The sequence below is a fragment of the Vibrio glycogenivorans genome (assembly GCF_051660965.1).
Taxonomy (GTDB): Bacteria; Pseudomonadota; Gammaproteobacteria; order Enterobacterales; family Vibrionaceae; genus Vibrio.
On sequence record NZ_JBPVIS010000021.1, the window covers coordinates 38,331 to 50,818 of the forward strand.

The 12,488-nt window shown below is 50.5% G+C and carries 17 protein-coding genes; all 17 read left to right on the forward strand.

Annotation, left to right across the window (positions count from 1 at the left end; all coding sequences use genetic code 11):
- Positions 1-2: 2 nt before the first annotated feature.
- Entirely contained in the window at positions 3-1,151 is a 1,149-nt protein-coding gene (locus ACSTTG_RS22945; RefSeq protein ID WP_438461112.1) for a hypothetical protein, read from the forward strand.
- The gene (locus ACSTTG_RS22950; protein ID WP_438461111.1) at positions 1,148-1,921 is read left to right on the forward strand and encodes a hypothetical protein; all 774 of its coding nucleotides are present in this window, start codon (positions 1,148-1,150) and stop codon (positions 1,919-1,921) included. The genes ACSTTG_RS22945 and ACSTTG_RS22950 overlap by 4 nt, the downstream gene beginning before the upstream one ends.
- Positions 1,896-3,482 (forward strand): GspE/PulE family protein, encoded by a 1,587-nt coding sequence (locus ACSTTG_RS22955; RefSeq protein WP_438461110.1) that lies wholly within the window; start codon positions 1,896-1,898, stop codon positions 3,480-3,482. Before ACSTTG_RS22950 ends, ACSTTG_RS22955 begins: the two co-directional genes overlap by 26 nt.
- Positions 3,445-4,449, forward strand: a complete 1,005-nt coding sequence (locus tag ACSTTG_RS22960) for a hypothetical protein (RefSeq protein ID WP_438476493.1) — start codon at positions 3,445-3,447, stop codon at positions 4,447-4,449. Before ACSTTG_RS22955 ends, ACSTTG_RS22960 begins: the two co-directional genes overlap by 38 nt.
- 18 nt (positions 4,450-4,467) lie before the next feature.
- Positions 4,468-5,022, forward strand: coding sequence for a hypothetical protein (locus tag ACSTTG_RS22965; protein WP_438461108.1), 555 nt, complete (start codon positions 4,468-4,470; stop codon positions 5,020-5,022).
- On the forward strand, positions 5,022-5,495 hold the full coding sequence (locus ACSTTG_RS22970; RefSeq protein ID WP_438461107.1) for a hypothetical protein: 474 nt from the start codon (positions 5,022-5,024) through the stop codon (positions 5,493-5,495). Before ACSTTG_RS22965 ends, ACSTTG_RS22970 begins: the two co-directional genes overlap by 1 nt.
- Before the next feature lie 9 nt (positions 5,496-5,504).
- Entirely contained in the window at positions 5,505-6,464 is a 960-nt protein-coding gene (locus ACSTTG_RS22975; protein ID WP_438461106.1) for a type II secretion system protein, read from the forward strand.
- A 9-nt stretch (positions 6,465-6,473) separates the two neighbouring features.
- On the forward strand, positions 6,474-6,860 hold the full coding sequence (locus ACSTTG_RS22980) for a hypothetical protein (RefSeq protein WP_438476494.1): 387 nt from the start codon (positions 6,474-6,476) through the stop codon (positions 6,858-6,860).
- Between the two features lie 72 nt (positions 6,861-6,932).
- Positions 6,933-7,136: a type II toxin-antitoxin system VapB family antitoxin gene (vapB, locus tag ACSTTG_RS22985; RefSeq protein ID WP_438461104.1), complete on the forward strand. Its 204-nt coding sequence runs from the start codon at positions 6,933-6,935 to the stop codon at positions 7,134-7,136.
- The gene (locus tag ACSTTG_RS22990; RefSeq protein ID WP_438461103.1) at positions 7,133-7,537 is read left to right on the forward strand and encodes a PIN domain-containing protein; all 405 of its coding nucleotides are present in this window, start codon (positions 7,133-7,135) and stop codon (positions 7,535-7,537) included. The genes vapB and ACSTTG_RS22990 overlap by 4 nt, the downstream gene beginning before the upstream one ends.
- A gap of 24 nt (positions 7,538-7,561) precedes the next feature.
- Entirely contained in the window at positions 7,562-8,587 is a 1,026-nt protein-coding gene (locus ACSTTG_RS22995) for a trypsin-like serine protease (RefSeq protein WP_438461102.1), read from the forward strand.
- An 11-nt stretch (positions 8,588-8,598) separates the two neighbouring features.
- Complete coding sequence (locus ACSTTG_RS23000; RefSeq protein ID WP_438461101.1) at positions 8,599-8,865, forward strand: hypothetical protein; 267 nt, start codon at positions 8,599-8,601, stop codon at positions 8,863-8,865.
- Between the two features lie 10 nt (positions 8,866-8,875).
- Positions 8,876-9,535 carry a hypothetical protein gene (locus ACSTTG_RS23005; protein ID WP_438461100.1) on the forward strand — a complete coding sequence of 220 codons (660 nt, stop codon included), beginning with the start codon at positions 8,876-8,878 and terminating at the stop codon, positions 9,533-9,535.
- Positions 9,536-9,539: 4 nt separating this feature from the next.
- Positions 9,540-10,046: a lytic transglycosylase domain-containing protein gene (locus ACSTTG_RS23010; protein WP_438461099.1), complete on the forward strand. Its 507-nt coding sequence runs from the start codon at positions 9,540-9,542 to the stop codon at positions 10,044-10,046.
- Between the two features lie 27 nt (positions 10,047-10,073).
- A complete protein-coding gene (locus ACSTTG_RS23015; RefSeq protein ID WP_438476496.1) occupies positions 10,074-10,607 on the forward strand; it encodes a hypothetical protein in 534 nt (177 codons plus the stop codon).
- Positions 10,608-10,709: 102 nt separating this feature from the next.
- Positions 10,710-11,726, forward strand: a complete 1,017-nt coding sequence (locus tag ACSTTG_RS23020) for a TadA family conjugal transfer-associated ATPase (RefSeq protein WP_438476498.1) — start codon at positions 10,710-10,712, stop codon at positions 11,724-11,726.
- A 40-nt stretch (positions 11,727-11,766) separates the two neighbouring features.
- Positions 11,767-12,099 (forward strand): H-NS family histone-like protein, encoded by a 333-nt coding sequence (locus tag ACSTTG_RS23025; protein ID WP_438476500.1) that lies wholly within the window; start codon positions 11,767-11,769, stop codon positions 12,097-12,099.
- The last annotated feature ends 389 nt before the right edge of the window (positions 12,100-12,488 follow it).

Genomic DNA, 12,488 nt, shown 5'->3' on the forward strand with positions numbered 1-12,488 from the left:
ATATGGAGTTAGCCAACCTCGCTATCGTTGATACCCCCAAAGAGCTCCGCGCCCACCGTCAACGCTTTCGCAGTGCCTATGAAAGCGTGATTGAACGCAATTCGCAGTTTTGGCGTTACTACAGCCAGCACCCAGCCACCCTTTACGGCGAGCGTGTACATGCGCATTTGTACTCTGACGCTCTGCCCGAGGATGAGTTTGTTGGTTACATCGAAAAACTCGATGAGCAGGACACCTCTGACAACGCGCTGTGGTATCTGGTCTTTTTTGAGCGTGGGCGTCTTGTCCAAGAGTTGGTGGGGTCGAAAACCGATGAGCTTCGCAGCCAATGTGGCTACCACCTGCACCATGCCAGCAAGCTCTATATCGCGCATGAGTGCCCTGCCTTAATCCGGGGACATGAGAGTAAATGTCAATCCATTGACCCGATTGAGGGCGCACCACTCAGTGATTATGAGCTGAAAAGAACCTTCAGGGTGTCGCCCAAGGTCGCCGCTATCGCCGGGCTCGTTTGCCTGGTACTGGGTGGGGTCACCCTATTTTCTCTGCCTGAGTCAACGTCCCCGGTACCCCAGGTGATCAGCCGACTAGACAGCACCGAAATCAACTACACCCAAGGCTATCAGCACAAGTCGCGTCCAATGGATGCCCTTTTGTCGAGCCGAAACCTGTTGATAGAGGCCAGCATGATACCCAAAGGCATCAATGCGCGTCGTGCGGTCTTAGACGGTCGCACATTGGCGCTGCTGTCGGACGGACAAGCCACAAGTCCCAATGAGTGGGCGGTGTGGCAACAAGCCACCCCTCGCTTAGCCGATGCCTATGACGCGGAGCAATCCAAGTTCATTTTTGAGCTTCCATCGGTTTCCCCCTGGTCGGCCTACGCCGTGCAAGGGTATCGCGACACGCTGACTAAAGCACTTCACCGATTGGGCGCGTCCGTGACGCAATCGGGCTCGGTGGCGTTCTCTGGGATCACCATGGACACCTTAGATATCACTTACACGGGGGAGCTTATTGGGATTGGCGTCATGGCGGAACTACTCGATCAACCCTTTATTGCGGTGAACCAATTGGAGATGCATATCGACCCGCAATACAACATCACCAAATTCAGCTTATCCGTTGATGTGCAAGGAGACACACAATGATAAAACTTGACGATATTAAACAAGGCTTAAAGGTCAAAAAAGTGCGCATGATGATCGCCGCTGGCCTTGGGGCATTAATGATCATCACCATGCTGATCCAACAGCTCACCACCCCGCCTAAGTCTGCGCACTATCCGGTGGCTCAAGACGAGACACAAGAGTTTGATGATGCCGCTTATGAGCCCTTTGAAGAGGTCATGGAACTCGATGTTGTGGATGAGCCCGAGCAAGCGAGCATCGAGGTGGTCGCGCCACACGATATGCTCGATGCGCCTTTACCCCAAACAAAACCCCAACCCGCAGAGATTGTCGAGCCCCAAGAGCCGGTGCCCGCCGCGTTAACCTTTGCGCTTTCTACCAAAACCCAAGACATTTTGACCGCAAAAGAAGAGGTGGAGCTGAGCAAACTCAAACAAGCGCAATGGCAAGCCCAGGTGCAAGAGCTTCAAGCGTTTAAAGAGCTTAACGATGTCGTCAACCCGCCAGCGCCACCGAAGTCCAACGTCCACGCTGAGCCGCCTCTCATCAGTCTGATTAAGGTCGAGAGCATTATCAGTACCCCAAGCCACACCACGGCCTGGCTCAAAGTAGGCAATGACAGCTTTCCGGTGCGCCGGGGGGCACGAATTCAAGATTGGCGCGTGTTAGAAATCAATAAAGATCACCTAACACTGATGAATAAACAGGGCCACGAAGTGGTGCGTTACGTTGAAAAAGCGCCCGTGATTGTACAGGAGGACAGTGATGGTCGAGATCGAGAACGAACCTGAATTGATGTTAAGTGATGGGCTTAAATCCGTCTATTTTGCCGAGCAAGACACGGTATTGACCGACCAAGGCACCATTTTAACCAGTAACTATGACAGCTTAGCCATCGGCGCAATTAAGCAACATATTACGGATAATCGCACTGAGTACCCCTCGTTATTAGGCGCACAACTTGCTGTGGCGCGGGTCGAGCACAAAGTGATCCGTGCTTACCTCGAGACCATCATGGCAGACAATGATCCGGCAGAGATGGATGAAGAGGTCAAGTCGAGTATCGGCCAAGCCGCCAAAGAGCTGCTTCAAAAAGCGGTCTCCCTGCGCTCGTCAGACATCCACATTGAGCTGTATCGAAAATCAACCATAATCAATGCCCGTGTCGACGGCCGAATAATTGAGCTTCGCAAACCCATTCCAGAGCGTGACTACGGCGAAACCTTGATTGGCTACTTGTTCAACGAGCTCGCGGACGACAAAGATAGCGACTTTTATGTGACCAAAATGAACAATGGCCGCTTGAGTATGGAGCTTATCACCGGCGACACGCGCCGTGAGTGTCAGTTTCGTATCTCGTTTATCCCAGGGGCTGATAGAGGGGGGCAAGCTGTGCTGCGTTGGCTCAATGCACAAACTCGCATCCCCAAAATTGATGAGATCGGTTTAGAACCCGGTCAAGTCCAAGTGGTACGCGACTTTATGGCAAGTAAATCCGGGGCGTTTTTGCTCACCGGTCAAACCGGCTCGGGCAAAAGTACCACGGTTGCCGCCGTTCTTACCGAGGCTAAAGGCACTGGGCGGGCCATCAATACCATTGAAGATCCGATTGAGTTTGACTTGGGCGTCATGCAAACCTCTGTAAACAGCGATGAAGAGTTCACCGAGTACGGTAACTTACTGCTACGTCATGACGTGGATATTGAGATGCGCGGCGAAGTTCGCACGAAAGAGGGGGCGCTGAGCGTATGTCGTAAAGCCGAAACAGGGCAATTGATGCTCACTACGCTCCACACCTCAAGTACCATTGGTATCGCGCACACCCTAAATAAACAGCTTGGTATCCCTCTGGCTGTCATCGCGGCCCCGGACTTGATGCGTCTGTGGATGTATCAAACCTTGGTTCGTAAGCTTTGTCCGCACTGTCACTTGTCTTTAGAAGAGGCCAAACAACATTGGGGCTCACAGCATCATATGCAGTATGAGCGCTGGCTTCAGCATGGCGTCGCCACGACGCACATGCGGTTTAAAAACCCCAATGGTTGTAGTCAATGCACCCAAGGCGAATATGACCGTACAGTTTTAGCGGAGCTGCTTGTACTTGATGATACTGATCGACACTTTATCCTGAAGGAGGACTACTTAGGCTGGCATGATCACTTGATTGAGAAGGGCTATAAGACCGTCGCCGATCATGCCAACTTAAAAATCGCGCGGGGTGAAATTGACCTGTTTACGACAGCGCAGCGGGTTAATGGACTGTTCGCACAAGACGTGAATGAGGTTTACGCCTCCATGTTTAAGGAGGTGGCCGATGTTAGCGAAAGCCGAACAACTGCGCCTACTGGATAAAGTCTTACGCCTGTCACGGGCGGGATTGCGCCAAAAGGACATCACCAAGCTGCTCATCAAGTTTGGTACCGCCAAAGAGAAAGAGATTGGCGAGTCATGCGCCAGCAGTCTTCAGCGGGGCTTTTCTGCCGGACTCAAGCCGTACCTATCACAAAACGCCTATATGGCTTTATCCAGTGGTGAGCACATCGGGGATTTTCAACTGGGAATCTCAGACGCCATCAACGCGCTGAACGTGGATGAGGCCAGCACCAGTAACATCATCAAGGCGTTATGGAAACCCATCTTATCCGTCATTGCGATGCTCCTGAGTAGCGCCGGTCTCGGAGCTTGGGCCTTTCCATACCTGGCTGACATTAGCCCCCGTTATCGCTGGGGCTGGCTGTCCCTAAAAGCTGAGCAATTTGCGCTTTTTTGGCTCAATCACGGGCTGTGGCTTGCTGGGCTAACGGTCATACTCGCCTTTGCCCTGGTGTACTCACTCAGTCGTTATACCGGCCGTTACCGTTCGATATTGGATCGCGCGCCGATTTACCGTCAATACCGCTACATCCAATGCACGAACATGCTGACGGCCATTGCGCACCAACTCACCGCAGGGACAGAGCTTAAGCGCGCCCTTCGTCATTACCACCAACACACCTCACGCTACATGGGCCATCACACTGAGAAAATGCTGCTGACCTTGCGCCGAGGCAAACTCAATATAGGGGAGATTTTCAACACACAACTCTTAGAAGCCGAAGAGCTTGAAACGCTCAAGATGTTAAACGACACCGGCAACTATGCCGTGTTGCTAAAAAGCAGTGCTGAGCGACACAGCGAGACACTGCTGGATGAAATCAATCAACTCAAGCGATGGGCCAGTTGGCTATTGATGGGCCTATCCATCGTCATGTTTGCTTGGATGACCGCCGGGCTTGGGATTGTCGCGTTCAAAGCGGCTTCTCAAATGAGCACTTTTTAACATTAATAAGGAAAAAATATGAAAACTGAAAACATGGTAGATACCGAAGTGGACACACTCGAAATGGAAAAGAGCCAAACTGAACAACAATTTTGGCGCAACAAACAGCGCGGGGCAATGAGCGCCGAGATTTTACTTACGGTGAGTGTCCTCATTGTGGGATTGATTTTTATTGCATCCAATGCACCGGGCATCATGTACAAAATCAATGAGATCCGTTTTGCCTGGCAAGCCGATGCGATTCAAAGCGAGGCGCACGCTTGGAAGAAGTTCCAGCCCAATTTCTCCAACGTGACGCTTCCGAAATTGTGTACTGAAGCGAATTTGAGCAAAAGTATCTGTGGGCCAAATGATGATGGCGTGGCGACTAACCCGTTTGGTGGCAACTGGAGTATCACCCCGAACTCGGGTAACCCGTCAATTGTCGATGTGATCGCAACGATCCCAACCGATGTTGACCGTATCCCACAATTGGCGAACGCCGTTGCACCGGCGACGCGCGACCGCTGCGTTGAGGCCACCGGCTGCGCCACGCTGACCACCACGGGTAACTCAATCACGTTGGTGTACTAATGAAAGCGCACCGTGGTGCGTTATCTGCGGAAATGGCTTTATACGTCACTGTAACTCTGATCCTTCTCGTTTCCTTCATCCCCCTACTTTCCCACTTAGCTCGCGACTATCTCGACGCACGTCATATCAAGGCGTATGTGCATGAGATTGTGGCCCAAAGCCACGCCTTTTATGGCGAGTCTGTGCTGACCAGTCGATGCCTGGCACACAACGATCTAAGCATGGCGAATTTAGGCATGAATACCGACGAACACAACGCCACCTTTTCGGTGGCGTACTTTCAGAGCAGCGTGACTAACACTAAACCCAGCGGGATAGAGGTCACCGTCACTTTCCCCTCGACACCTCATGGGGTGAATCGCTGGCTTAGGCCGCATGATAATCGCAATGACACCATGATCTTTGTCTATCCGCTGGATTTTCACCTACCGGATTGGCAACACCTTGATCGCAATACCGGATGCATCGGATAGGGAGGGCATTTGAAAGGTAGATTCAAACAACGAGGGGCCATGATTGCCGGGATGATGCTCACATTGACCGTCATCTCGATTGGCACCATGTATTACACCCAATATCGCACTCAGCAGCACATCCTCAACAACACCGAATCGTTCTATAACCACATTGTCTTTCTTCGCCAGCAAATCCATGCCTACGCCACCGACCGTTATCTTGACGGGTGGCCGGTGAATGGGTCGGGTATTTTTCCAAGCCGGTTAAGTGATCTGGAAGGGAATTACTACCCGTCTTGCTCTGACACGGATAACGCCGCGGGGTTTTGTCGAAAAGTGGATCAAACCCCTTGGGGTTCGATTCCAACCAGCAGCTATCGCCGTGTGCCGGTGCCCTCGGCCAGTAATCCCCAGTACTACCGAGCGGAAATTGACATTGCGTTGCCATCGAAAACCGATCCTTTGGTCAGTCGAGAGCGCAGTGCGACACTGAGCTTGCTCGCTCAACTGCCCAATGTGAATTACAACGATGTGACCAATACACTCACTGTTCGAGTCGATAGACCGGATAAAGCCTTTGCTTACCAGGCATTGGTTAAACGCAGTGGGGATGACTCGACCCTCACAGGGGATTGGGACGTTGGGGGCACTCACGCCATCACCAACGCGCGAGACCTCACCATTCGCAACTCAGACAACACCCAAACCTTGGTCAGCCAAGGGCTAACTTATGTTGTCTCTCTGACGCACAACCAATATTTGGACAAACCAAGCTGTCCATCTGGCCTAACCCCTGAGCCCTCCCTCACCATTGGCTCTGTGACCGCGCCCACGGGTTTTACCCTGACAGGACACACCAAACCTTATATCAAGTTCGAAAACTCTAACCGTTGGCAATTTGGGCTTGATATCGGCGCAGTGGATAGCACAGGCACAACGCAAAATATCCACACGGGTGAAATCGTTGCCCTTATTCAATGTAACTAAAGGAGAACCATGATGAAAAAACAATGGGTATTACTGCCCTTATTGATTGCCAGTACCAGTGTGCTGGCAAAAGTGACCTATGAGGACGCTGTTGCATCGGCTCAAGTCTACCAAGACACCTTAGATGCTGCTCGCGTTCCTACCCATACGGAGGGACTGCCACCAAACTGGAGTAGCTCTTCAGGGAGTAACAACATGGGGATTTGGTATTTAACTGGTTCGACAACAAATACCAGTACTGCCATGAATAGTAGAATAATGCTAAGAAAAAATAACTCATATAATTATAGTGGGCCATCTACCCTTAACGAAGCGTGCATAGTGGGTTTATTAGGGTATATCCATAACGACCCTATTAATAGTAGTGATAGATATTACCAATATGAGTGCAAATAACACTCAAATTGATTGCTAATCAGCCACAAAGTGTATATACTATCTGTATATACACTTTCTTTTGAGGCCATTATGAAACTCTCATCACTGTTTCTTAGCAATCAAACCCAATGTGCCCGGATCCCTTCCGAATACCGTTTTGAAGGTGGCATAAAAAAAGTAACCATCAGACAAGTGGGGAGTGAATTAATTTTGTCGCCCATCGACTCTAGCTGGAACAGTTTTTTTTATGATAAGGAAGTGGTAAGCGAAGACTTTAATGGTGAGCCATCATGAAGCGTTATATGCTCGACTCATACATTTGTCATCATGTCGTCAAACATCGTCCTGTCGAAATGCTAAACCATTTCAATAATAACGCGGCCCACCTGACTATCAGCAATATCGTGCTGGCAGACCTGCTCAGCAGCGCTAATATCTCTGCCGAGCCAGATAAAAACCGTCGCCAAATTGAAAGCTTCTCCTCTCGATTGGATATATTGGATTACCCCTCTCAAGCTACATGGCACTACGGGGAAATAAGAGCGCACACCCTCACTCACTCATTACCTTTGAGTATTAACGATTGTCATATTGCCGCTCATGCTAGAGCAGAAGGATTGATACTTATCACCAGTCGCCCTGAACACTATCAACACATACCAGGGTTATACGTTGAAAATTGGCTAACAAAATAATTCAGTTCAACAAGGATATGTTGCATGAAAAAAACACACTCTCTCGCTTTATTATTCAGTTTGGTCGCCTCTTCCAGCTTTGCGGTCGAAAATGGCACCCCGCTATCGTGGTCAGCGCATGACAATGTCGCGCGCTTTACCAGCTCGAGCGGAAACAGTACAACATTGTGCACCGGCACCCTTCTGGCGGGTCGTTTTGTACTTACCGCAGCACACTGCACCAATAGCGATACCGTTGAAACAGCCAAAGGCCAAAGCTATCCTTTCACGCCCATTCAAAAACATGACCACCCAAATTATTACGAAGGTAGTGGCTTTACGGGCGAAGATGTTGCGTTGATTAAGCTAAATAGTTCTCTCTCCTACCAACAGTATCAGCCGCTAGCAGACTTAACGCGCCCTATTTTTGAGCCAGGGCTTAACGTGGTCATGAATGGGTTTGGCGGAACGTATGACGCTCTCAATCAAGCGCAATTTACTTTAGACTCCCTTCACTGGAGTAAATCCTTTGTGGTTTACGCCGAACGAGTAAACGAATCATGGGGGGCACCTGGTGATTCAGGTAGCGCTTGGGTAACTGAAGCAGGAACAATTGTTGCCGTAATGAAAGGCGGCAATATCAATGTTGATCCTGATACGGGTGAATATGAATATGAAACCTACGCAACCAGTTTGCACCATGCCAATGAGTTTATTTTAGAAACCATCAACGGTTGGCACTACCCAACCCTTGCTACCGTCAAAGGAAAGAAGGCCATCACGATTCAATCACTGCACTACAACGGCGCAATCGATTATGCCTATGTGGAAGGAGACTTAACGCTCATACCCGAAGAGAGCACGTGCATGATGGGTACGGTGAAACCTTACCAAACCTGTACCTATGTGGTCGAAAGTGAAGGCGGTTCAGGCAAGCTTTGGATCACCGATAACGACGTGATTAACATCAATACAAGCAAAAGCTCGGGTGATGACGATGAAGGGGGCTCATTGGGATTATGGTCACTACTGCTGCTTTGTGCCGCAGCCTTACGTCGCTCACGCCAGTAGTCGAGGTGACAATGTCACAGCACATTTTCAAGCACCAACAATTTGAGGTGTTGTGCGGTTGGGATCGTCGCTTACAAGGTTTCTTTTTGGTGATCGAATCTGACGCTCAAGACGAACCGATGTACTCCAACCTGTATGAAGACAATCCTCATCCGACAACCTTCGTCCCCTTTGAGGCGGTGTTAAAGCGTTTTGGTATTGCGATGCCAAAAGGACTGAAAGACGCCTTAGAGGCTGACCAAGCCGCTAACATGGGGAACCAAGTCACTAACTGGTAAAGGAATGACCATGCTTACATCAAATATCACTCTGCTCGCTTTCGTCATCACTACTTTCGTTATCGTAAAATGGATATTTGGCCGCGTTCACCGTCTAGGAAAACCATACAAAACGCAGCAACTCACCCTTGGGGTCGTCACGGCGCTGCTAATGGGATTGGTGAGTCATCGGCTAGGCTGCTCGCCGCCGCTCTCATCGCTTATCGGGCTTTTGCTGTTCACCCAGTACGTCAGCTCTGTGTTTCGTTTATCGTTACACCACAATGCTGAGTTAGTCGTTCTACCCGGCTTATTTGAGCCAGGACACGTGCAAATTCACTTAGCAAAGCCTGAGCAAAAGTTTACCAAAGCGGCCTACAGAGAGTTGCCGGTCATACTTGAAAAGCTCGGTCAACAAGGCGTTGAGACCGTCACCTTATCGTCGCCACTGTTTGGCAAAAATGATGGAGAGCTGCGCGAACGGAAAACGTTCAACCGAATTGTTGGGGAGTACGACCCTGACCCAGACTGGAACAAAGTAAGCTGGTATCACGTCCCATTGAGCACATTAACGATCCTTTTCGCTAAGTACATCAAGCGAGCGGACACGCTGAAAAATGCGCAAATCAACAACTGGTATCAGGTCACCCTAACACTCAACCCAACCCCGCAACTTTCACCGATTAGGTAACCCTATGCATCGACTTCTATGGCTGATGATCTTACTCAGTCATGGGGGACTCGCCTCGGGCATACAAAACGGTGGGCGGGACTATCAAAGCGCGTGGAAATCAAGTTATCAGCGCACCAGTCCCGCCTCTAAGTCATGCCCTCGATATTGCGAAGAAATCAGTTACTACAGCGCCGTGTATGGTGTGCCAAAACCGCTTCTGGTTGCCATCATCCGCCATGAGAGTAACTTTAACCCCTATGCCGTAAGTCCAAAGGGGGCCAAAGGATTGATGCAACTCATGGACGCCAACAGCCAAGCGGCCAACATCGACCCTTTTGACCCAACCGAAAACATTCAAGCGGGCACCGCCCTCTTTGCCAGGCTATTACGCCGCTTTAATGATGTCGAACTGGCGTTAGCCGCTTACAACGCCGGGGAAGGCAACGTAAAACGATACGATGGCATCCCCCCGTTCCCTGAAACTCGCACTTACATCACTCGGATCATGGCGGAGTATCAGCCCCGCTAACTTCCCTCTTTCCTTAAAGGACACACTATGACGATACGCTATCCCCGACCTTGGGTGATGGTGGCGTTGCTCTGTCTCGCTACCATGTTCACAACCTACTCACCCCAAAGCCAAGCCGCTTCTGACGATGAATGTGGTATTTGGATGTGCCTACCGACGGGTTTTATTGGAGGCTGTTCGGGCCCAAAGAAAGCGTTTAAAAAGCGCGTAAGACGGGGAAAATCACCCCTGCCCTCGTTTTCATCTTGCCTGGTCAGCGCGCCACAAGATCAATTCGCAATTAAGACCGGCCCCGATGGTGCGCCGCTTGGTGCCGATAACTTTACCAGTCGGACCGGCATCGCCGCGCACATAGCCAGCCACCGAGTTTGCGAGCGTTGGCATACCTTTGGTGATACCCAGCACTGCCAAACTTGGAAGACGGTGCCAAGTCACTACGTCAAAGGAACACGTTGCCACACCGGTGATGGCTATCGCTCCCCTAAGCATTGCACGCGCACCTATCGTTACACCGAAGTATATCGAAACGGCCAACTGTTCGGTGAAACGCATTTCTTCTAAGTCACACCCTAGCTTATACACAATTGCTTTCGAGATTGTCCCTGGAGGTCTCGAAAGCGCGTGTGCATAAGGCCCAACGCACACCTTGAACTTGGACACACTATGACAGGTACAAAAGACACCCTCTTTGGCGCTGTGCCAATCGATAAGCAGTATGAATGGGATTGGGTTGTCGATCATTTCCAGCCCATTAAAGAACTCTATACCACACCCAACGTGACTGAAATCTTTGTTGACCGATACGACTCCATTTCAATAGAGCGTAACGGAGAAATTGAGAAAACATCACTCACCTTTGGCTCTGAAGAAAACTTTCGCAGCCTGGTAAAACAGATCGCGGTTGCACTGAATCAAACGCTCGACGATGACAATGCGATCCTCGATGCGCGCTTTCCTGATTGCTCTCGGGTGTGTTGCACCCTCCCTCAAGTCACCCCGCAAGGGGCGACGATGACGATGCGGATTGCGCCCAAAAATCACATCACCCCGCAGCAACTGGTTGAGTTTGGCGCGCTGTCACAAAGCATGTTGGATTACTTAATTAAGGTGATCGAAGACGGCAAAAACATCATCGTTTCTGGCAACACCGGCAGCGGCAAAACCACCCTATTGCGGGTACTAGCGACCTTCATTCCTAAGACGGAGCGCATCATTACCTGTGAAGATACCCAAGAGCTGTACCTAGACTGGCTCCCTTACCTGATCTCGATGGAGGCACCCAAACGCAAGCACTCTTCGATAGAGATGAAAAATCTCATCGAAGCGGCGTTGCGGATGCGACCAGATCGGATTTGGGTCGGCGAGATTCGCAAAGCGAGCGCCGCCGATGCCTTTATCCAAGCCATCAACACCGGCCATAGTGGGTGCGCCACGACGGTACACGCCAACAGTGGCAAAGACGCGCTTGCGCGTCTTCAATACCTTATCGCCTCTCAAGGTCAAATTAATTATGAGCTGGCGCATCACCAAATCGCGGGTAACGTCGATGTCTTTGTGCACGCCTCAAGACACGCCGACTATGGCCGAAAAGTCACCGAAATTATTGAAGTCAGTGACGGCCAAATGATCCCCAAGTTTTCTTTTGATAAACACGAAATGCGCCATGTCGCTCACTCTTAGAGCAACCGCGCACCACCACTAACATTGAAAAGGGCACACCATGCAAGACATCATCAAAGCGTTAAGCTCTCAAAGAACGTTGAGCACCAAGCTCAAAGGCGCGTCACTTGAGCAGCTTGATAAAATCGTGACCAACCTTCTTGAGTACCAAGAAGAGCGACAAAAAGAAGCGCAGCGCCAAGCGGAGATCGAGGCGCAAGAGCAGCAAGAGCTTGAACAAATTAAACAGCAGATCGTCGAGAAAGGACTTGACTTTGATAAGCTCGTTTCGCTGATGGGTAGCGCGAAAAAGCGCAAGCCAAGCGCGCGTAAATCCAAACCGTCTACCCCCTCTAGCGAGCCCGAAGGGCAACGCGAAGAGGTCAGCGAATAGAAGATAACAGTTAATGGGCAAATTTGTGATCTGACTTTTGTGAATATTCAATGCCGGTGCCGAGCACCGAGGTTCAACCCCATAGGGTTGTTAACCCGGTGAGCGCACTCAACGGCATTGAGAGTGAGCTAACAACCTCCCAACTCACCATTTATGCACATGAGTTTTCGAGACCGCCAGGGACAATCTCGAAAGCGATTGTGTAGAAAACCAACGCCCAGGTTCACGGGTATGACGCACTCACCGGCACCACCCCTTCAGATTTCGCTCTGCGCAATCTGACCTTCGCGAGCGTTCAATGCCGGTGCTCAATACCGAGGTTCAACCCCATAGGGTTGTTAACCCGGTGAGAGCACTCGACCGCATTGAGAGGGAGCTGACAACCACCC